At 30.9% G+C, this 17552-nt stretch carries 17 protein-coding genes; all 17 read right to left on the bottom strand.

Going from position 1 to position 17552, the window contains the following annotated elements; all coding sequences use genetic code 11:
* Positions 1–8: 8 nt before the first annotated feature.
* The 17 genes from AC9UEH_RS01370 to AC9UEH_RS01290 all read right to left on the bottom strand — a co-directional run bounded on the left by AC9UEH_RS01370 (position 9) and on the right by AC9UEH_RS01290 (position 17552).
* Positions 9–1376: an exopolysaccharide biosynthesis polyprenyl glycosylphosphotransferase gene (locus tag AC9UEH_RS01370; RefSeq protein WP_509527751.1), complete on the bottom strand. Its 1368-nt coding sequence runs from the start codon at positions 1374–1376 to the stop codon at positions 9–11.
* A gap of 2 nt (positions 1377–1378) precedes the next feature.
* The gene (locus tag AC9UEH_RS01365) at positions 1379–2362 is read right to left on the bottom strand and encodes a UDP-glucuronic acid decarboxylase family protein (RefSeq protein ID WP_509527748.1); all 984 of its coding nucleotides are present in this window, start codon (positions 2360–2362) and stop codon (positions 1379–1381) included.
* Between the two features lie 67 nt (positions 2363–2429).
* Complete coding sequence (locus AC9UEH_RS01360; protein ID WP_509527746.1) at positions 2430–3761, bottom strand: O-antigen ligase family protein; 1332 nt, start codon at positions 3759–3761, stop codon at positions 2430–2432.
* On the bottom strand, positions 3700–4809 hold the full coding sequence (locus AC9UEH_RS01355; protein ID WP_509527744.1) for a DUF1972 domain-containing protein: 1110 nt from the start codon (positions 4807–4809) through the stop codon (positions 3700–3702). The genes AC9UEH_RS01360 and AC9UEH_RS01355 overlap by 62 nt, the downstream gene beginning before the upstream one ends.
* 50 nt (positions 4810–4859) lie before the next feature.
* Positions 4860–6008, bottom strand: coding sequence for a glycosyltransferase family 4 protein (locus AC9UEH_RS01350; protein WP_509527742.1), 1149 nt, complete (start codon positions 6006–6008; stop codon positions 4860–4862).
* On the bottom strand, positions 6008–6685 hold the full coding sequence (locus tag AC9UEH_RS01345) for an acyltransferase (protein ID WP_509527740.1): 678 nt from the start codon (positions 6683–6685) through the stop codon (positions 6008–6010). Before AC9UEH_RS01345 ends, AC9UEH_RS01350 begins: the two co-directional genes overlap by 1 nt.
* A 1-nt stretch (position 6686) precedes the next feature.
* The gene (locus tag AC9UEH_RS01340; protein ID WP_509527738.1) at positions 6687–7916 is read right to left on the bottom strand and encodes an O-antigen ligase family protein; all 1230 of its coding nucleotides are present in this window, start codon (positions 7914–7916) and stop codon (positions 6687–6689) included.
* A gap of 33 nt (positions 7917–7949) precedes the next feature.
* Complete coding sequence (locus AC9UEH_RS01335) at positions 7950–8762, bottom strand: glycosyltransferase family 2 protein (protein WP_509527735.1); 813 nt, start codon at positions 8760–8762, stop codon at positions 7950–7952.
* A 1-nt stretch (position 8763) separates the two neighbouring features.
* Positions 8764–10038, bottom strand: coding sequence for a flippase (locus AC9UEH_RS01330; protein ID WP_509527733.1), 1275 nt, complete (start codon positions 10036–10038; stop codon positions 8764–8766).
* Positions 10039–10071: 33 nt separating this feature from the next.
* Positions 10072–10731 (bottom strand): class I SAM-dependent methyltransferase, encoded by a 660-nt coding sequence (locus AC9UEH_RS01325; protein WP_509527730.1) that lies wholly within the window; start codon positions 10729–10731, stop codon positions 10072–10074.
* A gap of 108 nt (positions 10732–10839) precedes the next feature.
* Positions 10840–11376 carry a hypothetical protein gene (locus tag AC9UEH_RS01320; RefSeq protein WP_509527727.1) on the bottom strand — a complete coding sequence of 179 codons (537 nt, stop codon included), beginning with the start codon at positions 11374–11376 and terminating at the stop codon, positions 10840–10842.
* A gap of 314 nt (positions 11377–11690) precedes the next feature.
* Positions 11691–12542 (bottom strand): dTDP-4-dehydrorhamnose reductase, encoded by an 852-nt coding sequence (gene rfbD, locus AC9UEH_RS01315; RefSeq protein ID WP_509527725.1) that lies wholly within the window; start codon positions 12540–12542, stop codon positions 11691–11693.
* Positions 12536–13087 (bottom strand): dTDP-4-dehydrorhamnose 3,5-epimerase, encoded by a 552-nt coding sequence (gene rfbC / locus AC9UEH_RS01310; RefSeq protein ID WP_509527723.1) that lies wholly within the window; start codon positions 13085–13087, stop codon positions 12536–12538. Before rfbC ends, rfbD begins: the two co-directional genes overlap by 7 nt.
* 2 nt (positions 13088–13089) lie before the next feature.
* Complete coding sequence (gene rfbA / locus AC9UEH_RS01305; RefSeq protein ID WP_509527721.1) at positions 13090–13947, bottom strand: glucose-1-phosphate thymidylyltransferase RfbA; 858 nt, start codon at positions 13945–13947, stop codon at positions 13090–13092.
* Complete coding sequence (locus AC9UEH_RS01300; protein ID WP_509527719.1) at positions 13947–14957, bottom strand: hypothetical protein; 1011 nt, start codon at positions 14955–14957, stop codon at positions 13947–13949. Before AC9UEH_RS01300 ends, rfbA begins: the two co-directional genes overlap by 1 nt.
* A 9-nt stretch (positions 14958–14966) precedes the next feature.
* On the bottom strand, positions 14967–16646 hold the full coding sequence (locus AC9UEH_RS01295; protein ID WP_509527717.1) for a DUF6909 family protein: 1680 nt from the start codon (positions 16644–16646) through the stop codon (positions 14967–14969).
* 42 nt (positions 16647–16688) lie between these two features.
* Entirely contained in the window at positions 16689–17552 is an 864-nt protein-coding gene (locus AC9UEH_RS01290; RefSeq protein ID WP_509527715.1) for a carboxypeptidase-like regulatory domain-containing protein, read from the bottom strand.

Below are 17552 nucleotides of genomic sequence, written 5' to 3'. Positions count from 1 at the left end.
AAATTCAATTAATACGCCTTTTTCTCTCCTTTTAAAATGTTCAAAACGGTTTGAACGATAATTTTTAAATCTAAAATTAACGACCAATTATCGATATAAAAAACATCTAGTTTTATACGATTAATCATATCATCGTCAGACTCAATTTCCCCTCTATATCCTTTTACTTGAGCCAAACCTGTTATACCGGGCTTTACATAATGACGTACCATATATTTTTTTATTTTGTTGCCATAAGACTTATTTTGAGACCAAAGATGCGGCCTTGGTCCAACTACTGACATGTCTCCAACTAAAACATTGAGGAATTGAGGCAGTTCGTCGACACTCGTTTTTCGCATTATTTTTCCGATTTTGGTAACTCGAGGGTCGTTTTTAGAAGCCTCTGTTTCCGTTGTTCCATTTAATTTCATTGAACGAAATTTATAACAAAAAAATTCTTTTTCATCTAACCCTGGTCTCCCTTGCTTAAAAAAAACAGCTCCTTTTGATTCCAATTTTATTAAAACAGCGAGTAGCGGTATGAGCCATGATAATAGGAAAATAATTACTAACAAAGCAAAAATTACATCAAAAACTCTTTTTAATACTTTGGTTGTTGGGTCGTGCAATACTGTTTTTTGCATTGACAAAACCGGAAACATTTCGTAATAATTTACTTTTAATTTTTTAGAGAAAATCTCTTTGATTCCGGGTATAAATTTTATAATTATTCCGTTCCCGTCAGAAAAATCTACAATATCTGCTAATTGTTCGTTTGTCATTTCATCTAAAGTGCAGTAAATTTCATTTACTTGATTTTCGATTACAAATGTTTTTAAATAGTCTATATCGCCTAAGATTTCATCATTTTTCTTTTTATTTGAAAAGAAACCTAAAAAGTGATAGCCAAGGTCGTTTCTTGATTCAAAAAGACTTTTGAGGCGAATTGATTCGGGAGCAAATCCAATAATTACGACATTTCTAAAATTACTTCCTGTAATTATGCGGTACTTCTTTAAATAATAAAACAAAAGATATTTTAGTATTGTTATTAATAAAGTACATGAAATTATATACCATAAAATTGCATTTCCGCTAAAAATAACTTTTTTGGAAAATGGGAAGAAAGCTATTGTTAATAAAGAAAATAAAGCGGTCTGTTTTACAATTTTAGTTAGTATTTCTACAGGAGTTGTGAATCTATAAATGTCATAAAATTTTATAAGAAAGGCTATAGTTCCCCATGAAATTATTAAATATCCAATATAGGTACTGTAATTTAAATTGAGCCCTTTAAAACAAAATAATGCCAATAAGGATATAACCAATAAGTCAGAAACTATGCTTATTGGCCGTATATATTTCGAGTATCTTCCTGATTGTGCAGCAGTCATATTTATTTAATATATCCAGAAAAATCTTTATGTTCTTCTTTTAATAGCTCCTCTTTTGAAAGTGATTTGAAATAATCATACGTTATTTTCATTCCAACTTCCCTAGATATTTTTGCCTCCCAACCTAATAATTTTTTTGCTTTTGTAATGTCTGGTTGACGTTGAAGTGGGTCATTAATTGGCAAAGGATGATAAACCACTTTTTGATTAGTCCCTGTTAATTTAATGATTTCATCAGCAAAATCTTTAATTGTTATTTCGTCCGGATTTCCAATATTTACCGGAAATACGTAATCTGAATGAAGTAATCTGAAAATTCCCTCAACTTGGTCGTCAACATAACAAAAAGAACGTGTTTGCATTCCGTCTCCAAAAATAGTTAAATCTTCGCCACGAAGGGCTTGCCCAATAAAAGCGGGAATAACTCTTCCATCGTTTAGACGCATTCTTGGACCGTAAGTGTTGAAAATTCTAACGATTCTAGTTTCTACGCCGTGAAAAGTATGGTATGCCATTGTGATGGATTCTTGAAAACGCTTGGCTTCATCGTAAACGCCACGTGGCCCTATTGTATTTACGTTTCCATAATATTCCTCTGTTTGCGGATGCACCAAAGGGTCTCCATAAACTTCCGATGTTGATGCAATTAGAATTCGTGCATTTTTAACGCGTGCTAAACCCAGAAGATTGTGGGTTCCTAGAGAACCTACTTTTAATGTTTGAATTGGAATTTTTAAATAATCAATTGGACTTGCAGGAGATGCAAAATGCAAAATATAATCTAACTGTCCGGGAACATGTATAAATTTTGTTATATCATGGTGGTAAAATTCAAAATGTTCGAGCTTAAATAAATGCTCAATATTTCTCAAATCTCCCGTTATTAGGTTGTCCATACCTATAACTTGATATCCTTCTTTTATAAAACGATCACATAAATGAGAGCCCAAAAATCCTGCGGCTCCAGTAATTAAAATTCTTTTCATATTTGGCTTATGTTTCGTTTCATTCTAAATATTGTATAATAAACGTTAAAAAAAATATAATATTATACTAAATGGAAATTGTTTTTTCAGATTTCAAATTGGAGTTGAAAATACAGTACATTAGAATGAAGAATGTTATTCCTCTTTGTCTCCAAAGAAAAGATTCTGTAAAAAAAAGCGAAATTATTAAGACTGAAAAAGCAGTGTGAATGAAGTTTTTTGATTTCACGGCGTTTCTTATTGTTAGAAATACCATTGCGAGTAATCCTACGAATCCGAAAATTCCTAATTCAGCAAAGACTTGAACATATTGATTATGAAAATTCAGCGTTTGATAGCCTTCTTGCGTTTCATCGCCTAAAAACAAATTGTAATGAACTCCTTTTTCAGCTATTTTAGGATACGATGCGTCCAAACCAAAACCCTTCCAGAAAATGGATTCTTCTTGCAACAATTCTATAAAAATTCTGAATTGATAAACTCTAAAAGCAGTACCTGGAAAATAATCATTTGGTTGGAATGTTTTGTTGGTCCAGGCTTGTTTAATGCTCACATTATAGACTGTACCCGAATCCTTACTAATTACGTCATTTACACTACTATCGGTCATTATGGTTTCATATTCTTCCTTGAAACGCTCTTTTATTTTCCCTACAAATGGCAGAAATAATAGCAATGTAATTAACAAAATTAGATTTTTAAGGCGCATTTTTTTGGAGGTTTTGGAATAAAACAAATGATAACAAACCAAAAGCCCGATAAAAACTACTATAATGTTTTTTGAAGACAATAAAAAAACCATTAAAAATAAGATGCCTAAAACTACTTTATCAAATGTTGTTTTTTGTGTTTTTATCAAAAAGTAAAAAAAAGAGATGGCGATATAAACAGAAACATGAATTGCATTTACATCTTTTGAAACTAATTCATGATAAAAGAAAACAGAAGTATCATTTGAGATTATAAATCTAATCAATGCTTTTATAAGATAAAAAATAGAATAGGCTACAATTCCATAACTGTAACACTTGATTATTTTATCCTTTTCTAAAGTAGTGAAAGAGCGAAATAGTAAAAAACATATAGGAATTATTAAAAGCGGTAATTCTTTTGAAAGTGCATTGGTAGTTCTCTCAAAATCTATCGTCCAAGTGATGGAAAGAAGCATCAAAAGATATAATAAAATTGGTAAAATGAGACTTGTCTCAAATTTTAAATTTTCTTTTTTGAAGTTTATTAACGTGATTAATGTCAATAAAACCAGTGACATACTGTTAAATGCATAACTTAAAGGAATACATAATAATGCTACTAAAACAAAAAGTAAAGAAGTGTGTTTACTGTATTCTTGTTTCAGATTTTGATATACATTCTTCGAAAAGCTGGAGATATTCGCCATTTATTTTATCCCAATTAAATTCATTTTCAATCGCGTCAAAGTTGTTTTGAACCAACTGCAAGTTATCATTTTTTTTGATTGTTTCTAAAATATTTTTCACTTCCTGTGGATTAGAAAAATAATACCCGTTTTCTTTAAGAATTGCCTTGTTAAAATGGTTGTTGTGCGCCACAATAAATGCTTTCGACGCCATTGCTTCTAAAAGTGAAGGATTGGTGCCTCCAACAGAATGTCCGTGGAAATAAAAATTGGAAAAATACCTTAAATTATTTAGTTTATTCATATTAAATTCAGCTCCTATAAAACGGATTTCTTTTTTAGTTTTATACCTTTCTTTAAGATAACTGCCGTATTTTGTATTGTGATTTCCTAAAATCAAAACGGGCGTATTCTCTTTGCACAAAACAATTCCATCGAGAACTGTTTCGATATTGTTCTCTGGTTCAAAACGGGCCATAATCATGTTGTAATTCCCCTTAGTAACATCGTATTCCTTCAATAATTCTTCGTTTGGATTTTCAAAAACTGTCGCTCCATAAGGAATATACGTAGAAGTAACTTCGTATTTTTCATTCAAATATTTTTGAATTCCTAATGAATCTGAGATTAGGTGGTTGCTGCTTTTGACCGCTATTCGTTCGGCAAATTTCAAAAATTGTTTGACCGGTTTAGAATATTTTGAACGTTTCCATTCTAATCCGTCCATGTTGGTAATTATAATTGGTTTTTTAGGAAGTAAGAAAAACCAAATTGAATTGCTAGTGTAGCCCAATTGTAAAATAATGTCAAAGTCTCTTTTGCGAGAATCCATTATGCAATTAAAATCATAGATAAATTGTCCGAAAGTTCCCAATTTATATTCTGGATCGTACTGATGAATAATATGTACTCCTTTGTATGTTTTTTCTTGATAAAGGTGATCGTGAGAATTATATACATAAACATCGTGCCCTTTCTCTGCTAGATATACAGAGAAAAATTCGGCAAATTGTTCAAACCCTGAATAATGATTTGGAATGCCCCGAGTTCCTAAAATGGCTATTTTCATGAAATGTTTTATTTTCAGATGGCTAAAATAAAGGTTTTAAACCATAAGAATTAAAAATTATCTTGTAAATTTTGGAAAACAGCTTCAAATTGTTGGACGTGCTTTTCAATTGAAAATTCTTGAACAACTCGTTCATGCCCTTTTTCTCCAAATTGATTTCTAAGTTGAAAATCGTCTATTAGTTTTGAAATGGCTTCGGCAAGCGCAATTTTATTATTGGGTTGGACTAAATATCCCGTTTCATTATCAATTACAATTTCGGTTATTCCCCCATGGTTAGCTACAATTACCGGTTTCTTGGCTAACATTGCTTCAATAGCGACCATTCCAAAAGGTTCTGGCTCTGTTGAGGGAACTACTGCAATATCAATTGAATTCCAAAATTTTGCAACATCTTTTTGGAAAGGAAAAATAAAGACCTTATCCTGTAGCTTGTTTTCGGCTATTTTGTTTTTTAAACTAATTTCAAATTGTTCCTGATTTGATGGGGCAGAACCAAGAAAAACCAACTTAATATTTGAGTATTTTTCATTTAAAATAACAAAGGCACTAACCAACAATTGTTGTCCTTTCCAACTACTTATTCTTCCAACTAATGAAATGATAATATTATCTTCTGGAAAACCTAAATTAATTTTATCCAAATTTATAGCTTTAGGAATTTCAATTCCGTTATAAATTACAATTGATTTTGATTCTAATATTGGTATTCTTTGGATTAAATTGATTTGCGTTGCTTTTGAATTACAAACAACTAAATGTGAATAACGCATTAAGAGTTTAGGAAAAATTGAAGCTATAAATTTGGGATGAACTATTATTTCATGTACGTGCCAAAGGTGTTTTATTTTTCTTTTTTTGGCATAAATCATTCCCAGTAAAACCGCTAAAGTATTGGAATAAACAATGTCAAAATGGTGTAGCGTATTTAATGCATCTAAGGTCTCAATTCCTTTTTTAATGTCTTTAATAGATTTTAAAATGTTTTTTGGCGTAAAAATTTTACGATATAATTTTAAGACCGGGGCAATAACAACTTTTATGTTTTCTTTCTCCAACTCAATTTTTAAAGGACCTTCATTAGGCAAAATAACAACTGGAAAAAACTTTGTTCTGTCCATATGTTTTAATAACAACAACAAGGTTTTATCCGAGCCATAAAGCTCTGCTGATTGATGAATGAATAAGATGTTAATCATTAATTGATTTTTTTTAAAATTTTTGCAGGAACTCCGCCTATCAAAACATTATCTGGGAAAATATCATTTACGACAGCGCCTGCAGCAACAACGCAGTTATTCCCTACCACACAGCCGTCAAGAAAAGTTACTTTTGCGCCAACCCAGATGTTATTACCAATTTTTATACCTTTTGAAGTAACTCCTTGTTCTCTAATTAATTTTGACAGGTCGCTAAAATTATGATTTTGAGAATGAAAACTAATATATGATCCCATAATAACATCGCTTCCAATTTCTATACCTCCTGATGCTCCAAAATGAGTAAAATCGCCTATAGCTGAGTTTTCCCCCATTTGCAATCCTTTTCCAAAACTGCTTAAATGACTTGTGCAAGTCACCACTGAATAAGCGCCTATTTTTACGCCATCTGCTAAAATTATTTTTTGGGAAGCAAAGCCATCAACTGTTGTATGCTTCTCTATAGTTACGTTTTTCCCAAAGTGGATATTGCTTTTGTTTAATAGCGTGCAGTTTTTTCCTAAAAAGACTTTCTTTCCTGTGAATACATATCCTCGAAAAAGCATTATTACTCTGCTATAAAGAACGTGCAAAAGCAAGCTATTTGGAATATACGGATCTATTTTATAGCTTTTTCCTGAACTAGATAATAATTTATTAAATAATGCTTTTATCATATCAAATCTTGTTAATTAACAACTGCTTGTGCTCAAAAAAGAGTAGCCCACCAAGAATAAAAACAATAGTGTCCTTGGTATTATAAATTCCTGTTATGGTTATCGTTGTAAATAAAAAGGCAATTCCAATTGCCGATATAAAAATCGTAACAAACTGTCTATTAATGTATATTTTTTTATAAAGTCCAACAAAAAATAATAGATATAAAAAAACACCAACAATTCCTGTTTTATAAAAAATATAAGCATATCCGTTATGCAATTCAGAAATGTATTTTAATCCTTTGTCTGAAGCACTATCGGAAAGCGGCGCATAAAACTTTAGGTTTACCAATGAGCCATAACCACAACCTATCATATAACTGCTGGGGTTTTGATTCATTAAAGCTATCGCGCGTTTTGCTTCGTATCCACGCCAGTGATCCCACAAATCGGCATGATTGTTTCGGTCGATATGGGTCTTAAATAGTTCGGAAGGAGCGATTTTTACTTTATATAAAAAACTATCTCTCTCTAGTTTCATAGAAAATAAATAGGAATAAAATAGCACAAATAACACCAATAAAAGCATGATAAATTTTATTGTTTTCTTTGTTATAATGCTAAGGCCAAAAATCGAAAGCAAACAAATTATCGCAACTACAAACATGGTTCTTGACAAATAAAGCAAGTTGGATATTACTAATACTATACCAATCAAAAATGGAGTGGTTTTATTTGAAAAAAGGGGTTCTTTTTGGTATTTGTTATAAACCAATAAAAACAGCAACGAAAATAACTCTAGGAAATTATCTCTTCCAAATTCCCGAATTTCAGATACAGTGCTGGTTTTACTGAATACAAAAATTATAATAAAATGGACCATCGCCGAGGCCAAACCAATGAGAACAATTGATTTAACAAAAAGTTTGAAATCGTTGATTTTCTTGAAGAACAAATACCCAATTCCAATTCCTATTAAAGGCTTTACAAAGTGAAAAATGTCTTTTATAACATTGTAAATTTCTTTTTCATGGAAAAACATTCCAACAAATGGAAGTATAAAAAGTAGGAAAAGCGGCAAAATAGTAATTATGAATTTACGATCAAACGAAAGTTTTTCGTATAAAAAATAAATTCCTAAAATGAATATTTGCAAAAAAACATTTGCCTTAAAAGACGCTAAATACATTTGAGCAAACACAACAAATACGAAAAGAATGGAGTAAAACTTGGTTGCTGTGATTTTCATATTTAACTTATAATAGTTAACAAAAATACATTTTTATTCTATTTTGAGGTTTTTTTTAAGGTTTTTTACGCCCTTATTTATTTTTATAGCACATTGACAAATAAATTTATTTAAACCTTTGCAATGTTTGGTAATATAAATTCCATACCCTTTAATTAATTGAGGGTTTTTGCTGTTCGAAAACCCTACAAAATGAATGTAAGAAAAATCAGGAAGAAAAATCCTTTTGTAGCCTAAATCGGCTATTTTTTTACAAAAATCTACATCTTCAACATACATAAAATAATCCTCGTCAAAACCATTGATTTCTTGGTATACTTTTTTGGATAGCAATAGAAATGATCCTCCAAGCCAATCTACTTCATAACTTTGTTTTGAGAAATTTCCAGTTTTAAATTCCTTTCCTTTGTCTAACAGTTTCTTTAATTGGAACATATTTCTTGGGTTTGGAAAATTTCCGGCTGCGGGAAGATATTCTTTGTTGCCATCAAGCATGTTGATTCCGATTACTCCAATTTCATTATCCGATTTTAAAAAATCTAAAACTCCGAACAAGTCATCAAGAACAATCGTGTCGTTGTTGATGAGTAATAAGTATTCGCCTTTGGCGTGTTTTACGGTTTCATTGTTTCCTTTGGCAAAACCAAGATTTGCTTTGCTTTCGATTAAAATAATTTTAGGGTAATTATTTTTGATATACGCACAGCTTTCGTCCGAAGAATTATTGTCGATTATGATAATTTCAAAAGATGTATTTTTGAGTTTATCATACAGCGAATCGAAACATTCTTTCAAATAGTTGATGCCGTTGTAGTTGACGATTATAACAGATAATTCGATATTCATATTAAAACAAGGTGTAAAAACCCAATCGTTTCTTTATGTAATAAACACATAAAAAATTGATTAAAACATTAGTTATTAAACTCGATAATGCTGCGCCATTTATTCCATAAAGCGGAATCAAGAAATAGCTCATCATGATATTCACAAAAAAACAAATAATCGTGATGTTTCGCAACGTCTTTTGATTGTTTGTCATGTTTAAAATTTGATCCCCATTTCCAGCCATTGCGCTAAAAAGTACGCCCAAAGAAACGATTATCATGGTGGTGTTTCCCGCTACCACTTCTTCGCCAAAAAAGGATAATATGTATTTGCTAAAAATAATCAACGTCAAAACTATTGGAATAGACAAGATTGCGATTAATCTTGTGGCATTATGAGTCAGTTTTTTCAATTCTAATAAATCTCCTTTTCCGTATAATTCTGCCATTTTTGGTGTTATAATGGTGCTTACAGACACAATTACCAAAAACCCAACGCTTCCTACTTTGTAGGCAACATTATAGATTCCTACTTGGGTTTCATCAGTCATGATTCCTAGCATAATGTTGTTAGTCCAGTTTAACAAATACAAAAGTAATCCGCTGAAAAGTAACGGCGATGCAGTTTTTAACAATTCCAAAGTTCGGAATGGAATTTCTGTTTTTGGTGGTTTTACCTCAAAAATAGCCACAACCTCGGCAAAAACAGTCAATAGAATGGCAAAAGCAAAAGCCAGAAAAGTATAATGTCCGTATTGTTCAAATTGATAAAACCAAAAAAGTAATCCAATTAATAGTACATTTGGAACAATAAACATGAAGACGTTGTACTTCATGAAATTTTTGGTGGCAATCAAAAAATAAAGGAAAATTTCGTGTAAAACAAAAAGTGGCAACGACAGCGTTACGATAAAGAAATAGTTTTTTAACTCGGGATTTTTAAAAATGCTTTCGGATAAAAAATGGGCGCCAAAATAAAAAAACAGCACTGGAATAATTGAAAACAACAAAGCACCTTTAATTCCTTTTATCAACAATTTTTTGGCTTGCAGATAATTAAAATCGTGATTCCCAATGATTTTAATCAAGGTGTTTGGAATTCCGAGGGTAAAAATGATTGCTGTTGCTTGAGAAATGGTAAATACTAATGAATAATTGCCAAAAGTAGCCACGCCAAATAATCGTGTAATGAGTATTGTGGTAAAAAAGGAAGTGCCAAGACCAAAAATTCTAAAAATAAAATTGACTCCCGAAGAGGAAATGATTTTTGAGAAATTATTGTTTATTTGAATCATCCTAGTCTATTTAGGGATTTTCTGTTGGATTTTCTATTTTTTAATAACATAGAAATATTGGAGTGAAAAAAATTCTTCCAACAATCCAAAAGTAAGACTATTAATTATTTTAGCGATTGATTTTCCCTTATAGTTTTTAATGGAACTTTCTTCTTTTAGAATTTTATACCCGCTGGATTCTAAAAGTTCCTGAATGTTTTTTCTACAATAAAAGCGTAAATGAGTGTAATCAAAAATTCCGCTTTCTTCATAGCGAAAATCACCTTTTATGAAAATCTTTATTAATGCTGAATAATGCCGAAAATTAGGCATGCTTACAATAATCTTTCCGTTGGTATTTAGGTATTCTTTGATTTTATTCAAAACCATTTTAGGTTCAAATAAATGTTCTAAAACATCGGGAAGTAAAATTAAATCAAAATAATTTTCATATTGTGGTAAATCAATCTCCTCAATATTTCCAAAAATGAAATTATCTAGTGGTTTATAGTTTTGTTTATTATTCTTGTCTTCAAACAAATCTACCCCTACAACCTCGGCGGCAATTTTGTTTTTTTTTAAATAAAATAGTGTTTCTCCATAACCTGCGCCAATTTCTAAAACCTTTAAATTTTGTGTTTGTTTGTCTATTAGATTGATTAAATCTAATCTTACATTAGAATAATAATCCGCCCCTTTTTTATCGTAGTTCATTGTTGTTAGAAATTATTATTGCAGAAATAAATATAAAAAAGTATTGATAAAAAATTATCTTAAAAGAGATAATCATTTTTTTATTGAATCTGTTATTTTTTCCTTTTTTTATTTTGTAGAAAATTTATCTAATTCTGTTTTTAAAATCGCTTCCTGAGGGTATAAACTAGGGCCGACAATTGCTTTTGGGTCCTTTCTGCTTAATTCTTTTGTGACTGAGTCAATTGTTGTGTTGTCGGCATTTATTCTAAAACAATTATAAATTAAAGATTCGCTTATTAGATTAGATTTGTCTAAATAGTCAAATTTCACACTATTCAATTTAATCTTTTCATTCTCTCCGTTTACTCCAAAGTCTATTCTAAATTGAGTTGGGAAAAAATCTTCTGGAAGCTCAAAAGTCATTTGTTGTGCGTCGTTTTTTCCAAGAATAGAAACCCACATTGAGTTTTCTTCTGTAAAATTTATTGTATTATCTTCTGTATAATACAAATGAATGGTATCATTCTTTTTAATTAATAAATCTAAAGTAACCTTAAATACATTTTTTTTGATTTGCCCAACTTCGTTTGTTTTAGATTCATTTTTACAAGAAAATAATAAAATAGACAAAAGCAATGCTGTTAATATAATTTTTGTTTTCATTTTTTGTTGTTTTTGTTTTATACGTGATTATTTGTAAAGGTAATTTTTAAAAGTTTATTCTAATCAAATCATTATTAATGATTTTTAATTTATTTAACTAAAACGAAAGCTATTAAATTTTATTGTTGATGCAATTTAAATTAAATATATTACATCCTTTATTTTAATAGATTAAAGACTATTAACCGCGATAAAAAATTTATTATTAGTTGTTATATGTTATTATTAATCTATGACTTACGCCATTATAATTTTTTATTTCTTACAGTTTCTCATTTTATTTCACTTAAGATATCATGTAAAAAACAGTTCTTTTATTTATTATTTTCCGGAATTTCGTCCCACTTTTTAATAACAACACCAAAAACTCTTTTTATTTTACTTTTATCTAAAACACTATATTTTGGTCTTTCCGCTGGTGTTGGAAAACTTATAGAAGGAATAGGAAGTAAATTTATACTAATTTTTTTTAATTCAAATATTTTCTTTGCAAAATCAAACCAACTGCATTGCCCTTCATTGCTAAAATTGTAAACACCGTAGTGTTCAGTGTTCCGTTTTGAGTGTTCCGTTATAATCGTAACTAAACATTCTGCTAAATCAACTGCATTTGTTGGTGTGCCAATTTGGTCTGAAACCACAGATAAACTGTCTCTTTCTGAAGCCAATCGCAACATTGTTTTCATAAAATTATTTCCAAATTGCGAATAAACCCAAGACGTTCTAATGATAAAATAAGCGTCAAATACTTCTTGAATCGCTGTTTCACCGTTTAATTTTGTTTGTCCGTAAACTCCTTTCGGGTTGGGTAAATCCGTTTCATTGTACGGCGCATTTTTTGAACCATCAAAAACAAAATCGGTAGAAATATGGATTAGTTTTGTGTTAAATTCTTTACAGGTTTCAGCGATGTTTTTTGCTCCAATTACATTAATTAATTCCGCTTTTTCTGGTTCTGATTCTGCTTTATCAACTGCGGTGTAAGCGGCGGCATTAATACAAAAATTGGGTTTTGTTTTGTAAAAGACATCCTTACAATCCGTTTTATTTGTAATATTAAGTGTTTTTGAATCACAAAAAATGAACTTTACTGATGGATAATTCGGCGCAATAAATTGAATTGCTTGACCCAATTGTCCGTTGGCGCCAGTTACTAAAACTACCATGCTTTTATAGCGTTTTCTAATGTTGGCAAAATCGAATCTTTCTCCGAAATTATTAGATTCTCAGTTGGGAGTTGCCAATCAATATTTACAGATTTATCATTATAACTAATTCCGCCTTCGCCTTCTTTATTGTAAAAATTATCACATTTATAAAAAAAAGTTGCGGTATTGCTCAACACTAAAAATCCGTGAGCAAAACCTCTTGGAACGAAAAATTGAGTTTGATTTTCTCCTGTAAGTAAAACAGAAACATATTCTCCAAACGTCTTAGAATTAGGTCTAATATCAACCACAACGTCTAAAACTTCGCCTTGCAAAACCCGAACTAACTTGGCTTGAGCGTGTTCGCCAGTTTGATAATGCAATCCCCGTAAGACCCCTTTTGTAGAGAAAGATTGATTGTCTTGAACAAAATGAACGGGTTTTCCAATTCCTTTTTGAAACGTGTTTTCATTAAAACTTTCCATAAAATAACCCCTTTCGTCGTTGATTATTTTTGGTTCAATTATAAAACAGCCTTCTAATTTTGTAGGTATAAAATTCATTTTTATAGAATATCTAACAAGTGCGTTCCGTAACCACTTTTTAATAAGGGTTGTGCCAACGCTTTTAATTGTTCGGCGTCAATAAAGCCCATTTTATAAGCTGCTTCTTCAATAGAACCAATTTTTAATCCTTGACGTTCTTCAATAACTTGCACAAATTGAGAGGCTTGCATCAATGAATTAAACGTTCCTGTATCAAACCAAGCGGTTCCTCTATCCAAAATACTGACTTTTAATTTTCCTCTTCTAAGGTATTCTCTATTTACGTCTGTAATTTCAATTTCGCCTCGGTGACTTGGTTTTATATTTGCTGCAATTTCAACCACGTCATTATCATAAAAATAAATTCCTGGAACTGCAAAATTCGATTTTGGTTGTTCTGGTTTTTCTTCAATTGAAAGTACATTTCCTTCAGAATCAAAATCTACAACTCCGTATCGTTCTGGATCATTCACGTGATAGGCATAAATAATTCCGCCATCAGGATTATTATTGGCTTGAAGCAAATCGGATAAACCAGTACCGTAAAAAATATTATCTCCTAAAACTAGAGCGACTTTATCAGTTCCTATAAATTCTTTTCCGATAATAAATGCTTCAGCCAAACCATTTGGATGTTCTTGAACAGCATATTCAAATCGACAGCCCAATCGAGTCCCATCGCCTAATAATTGTCTGAATAAAGGCAAATCGTGTGGCGTAGAAATGATTAAAATTTCTCTAATTCCCGACCAAAGCAGCGATGATAAAGGGTAATAAATCATCGGTTTGTCATAAATCGGCATCAATTGTTTGCTGACCGCAAGTGTTAACGGATGCAGCCTTGTTCCTGAACCTCCGGCTAATATAATTCCTTTCATTATGCTCTATTTTGTAGTGCTTTTAAAGCTTGTTTATTATAAAATTTTGAAAATAAATTTATAAAAATAAATCCAAAAATGAAGAAAATTGGCAGTACAAATTTTAAATTTCCATTGGTAACATTCTCGTTTTTAATATTAACGACGCTACTTGTTTTCTTGATAAATTTATCTAAACTTGTTAATTCCATTCTTTGATTTCCTAATTCAACCAATAAATTTTCTTTAGTTCTTATAACATCATTCAGTTGCGTGTTTTCATTATAATAAACCAATTTCTCGCTTTTTTGATTTGATTTTGTAGAAGCCGAAAATTCATTTAAAAAACCATTAATTTGATTAATTATTTCCTCATTTTTGACCATTTTGATAATAACGTTTTGAATCTGCGTTTTTCTTAATGTTTCAAAATATTCGTTTTGATTTAGGTAGTTTAATATTGGAACAATCATTTTATTATCCGAAATAAACCCCTTTGTTCTGATGTGAATTTTATGGCTAGAATAATTTTTACTGGTTACTTTGTCCTTTATTGTCTTGTTAATATCGCTGTCTTCTGCTAATAATTTTACTAATTCAAAGTTTTGAGAATTTTGAGTATTACTTAAAACTGGATTATTATTGACAAAACTATAAATGTCAATAACGGGCTCAATCTCTATTAAACTAAGGTTTTTAGGTTTGAGGACTCCAATAGATTTTAAAAACAAAGTATCGTTTTCTTTAATTTTAGAATTTAATAACTCAATTTTAGAATAAAGATAATCTGTACTTCCAAAATTTGGTCTTACAATGATTTCAGAGTCATACGACTTATTGTTGGTGTCTAAGTAAACTCCAATTCCAACTCCAATAACCGTTAATCCACAAAACCACAAAAGATTTCTTTTAAAAAACAAAATGCTATTAAAAATTGAAGCGGCAATTCCGTCGAAAAAACCTTTAATTTTATAAGAAATCATAGACAAATCAATCTCTTGATTGTCTGAATTATTTGTAGTTTGACTCATCTTAAAAATCTATTTTACGTTAAAAATTTGTTCTAATATTTTAATTGTAATCAAATAGGTTGGCTTTACTCCTGTTGTTCCTAATCCGCCTGAAGCCAATGTACTTCCGGTTTCCAATGGATTATCAGACGCATAATAGGCATACCTAACCTTCACGTCTGTATTGATGCTTTTCCTAATTTTTGATGCCGATTGAATCGCTTTTTGATAATAGGCACCTTCCATTTCCAAACCAATTACGCCCCAAGTAGATTCGTGGAAAAACTTCAACAAATCTTTGTTTTGCAATGAAGTTCCTAAAACCGTAATCATTGGTCCTGCAAAAACAGCTATGTCATTTCCTTCAAGCATTTCGGCAGTTAATTCGTTATGAAAGAAATAATTATCTCCCGTTCCTTCATTGATATGTGCCGACGGAATCATAATATCGCCTTTTCCTCCTTGAAGAATCCCCGCTTTTCCCATTATTGAAACCGATTCCACATTCAAAAGGATGTCTTTTTTGTATGGTTTTAATAATTCATCAATCGTTTCATATGCTTGCTCTCCAAAAGCATAATCCATAACGATGATAACCGGTTTTTTATTGTTCAATTGTGCTTTCGGAAAAGCCGATTTATTCCAATCGATTTTCGAAGTATCAAAAATTTGAACATCAATGTTGGTTCCAGAAGTATCAGGAAGCGAAATCATTCCGTGTAATTTTGCAAAATCTTCTACTTTATTCCGAACTTCATCTGCGCCAGATTTACTTAATTCTTCAAAAATAAAGAAATCAGATTTGTCCTTGAATTTCGTTTTCAAAACGTGCGTTGCAAATATAGAATTCATAACAGAGTGCATATTCGCACTGATAATATGAATTGGACGGTCCAATAAATCATTTGCTTTAAGCACTTCTTTAATGTTGGTTGCCCAAATTTCTCCGTGAATATGGTGTCCCAATCTTTCTCTCAAAATTGGACTAAAAGTGATGGTTCTTTTGTTATTATCAACCACCTCTTCGATGGCTAATTTTCCCAACCAATAAATAATATGTAAAAAACGATCTGGTTTTTCTTTCGTTCCAAAGGCATCATATATATCTAAAACTTCCGCAAATGTTCTCCCTAAAATATTTGCCGCATGAGAAATTGCCTTCTCTTTATCAACTAACATTAATTTTTTATTGGATAAAACCGCTTGTTCTAATTTTTGCCAATCGCGAGAAACTTCGCCGCTTTCGTCAATTAAAACACGGTTTTTTATTTTATGAGATTCAATGAAAATGAAAGTCAAATGCGTCAAAATATCGTAAATGTCAGAACGACCACGGGTAATTTCAACATTCATTTGTTCGTCATCAATTCGATAACAATTTCTTCTTCTTTTAGGCGGAATTATCGCTTGAAAATGTGATTTTGAATAGCCTTCATCGGAAGTTAGATTGATGAATCTGCATTCTTCAATTCCAACGGGAAGCCTTTCTATCACATATAAAAGTCCGTTTAATTCTACTTTATCATCGGCAATTGTACCGTAAATTTCGGGGCGTAATAACAATAACGCTTCACGCAAAGTATCACCAGAAACACCCATTGGTTTATAGAAGCCTCTATTGAACAAATGGCGCATTGTGATGTATAATTTTTCAACGGCACTTGATGATTCTTGTGCTCTTGATCGGACAATATTTTTAATTTCTTTCATGTGGTTTTTATTTTATAACCAACAAATATAAGGTTTTATATTTTAGTTGGTTAAAACCAAATTTATTGCTGGTTCATACATTTTAATTTTATCTGAAGAACCTATTGTTTTTTCGTTCGTTTGACGACTCCATTTTCCAACTGAAAACGTATATAAAAAATCCCTTTCTATATAATTATACAATACAAATGGATAATATACTATTTTGGTTGTTGTTTTTCCCGTATTGGAATTTACTATGGTTTTTTCCAATTTATTCTTTGCGATTATTAACTTTTCAAACCCAATGAAAATTCCTGTTTTTGGCATTTTCAGATTCAAATCAGTCAAGTCAAAACCGTTTCTAACAACTCCTTTTTGAAGGGTTACAATGAAATCTTTTGTAAGAAGTTCGTCGCCTGGAAAACCATTAGAGTCTACTTTATAAAAATGTATTTTAACAGTCGCATTATCAACTCTGCTATCTGTTAGAATACTAACTTTCTTGATGTATTTGGTTTTTTTATACGCACTTTCGAAGGGGAAAAATTTCACGTCAATTCTCGGTCCGTTATCAAACGCTTCAAAAATAGCGTTGTTGATTTGTCCGATTTCTAATTTTCTAGTTTCAAAATGTCGGGCAATTACCACTTCGTCCAATTGAAACGAAACCGCTTTCAATTTTACATTAGAAACTTCCGATGCTTTTATAATTCTTTTTTCAAATCCTAAAATAGAAAATATCAGATTTTTATTTGCGGAAGCAGTAATAGAAAACTCGCCATTTTCCTCAGAACTCGTTCCAATATTCTCGTTTTCGACCCAAATATTCACATACGGAATTGGTTTCCCCGATTCATCAACAACGACGCCTTTGGTTTGAGCGAAAAAGGAAAGTGAAAATAAAATTAAGAATAAATATTTCAT

It is taken from the genome of Flavobacterium sp., assembly GCF_040402835.1.
Lineage (GTDB): Bacteria > Bacteroidota > Bacteroidia > Flavobacteriales > Flavobacteriaceae > Flavobacterium.
Note: the sequence above shows the minus strand (reverse complement) of the source record. Positions and strands in the feature narration are given on the sequence as shown.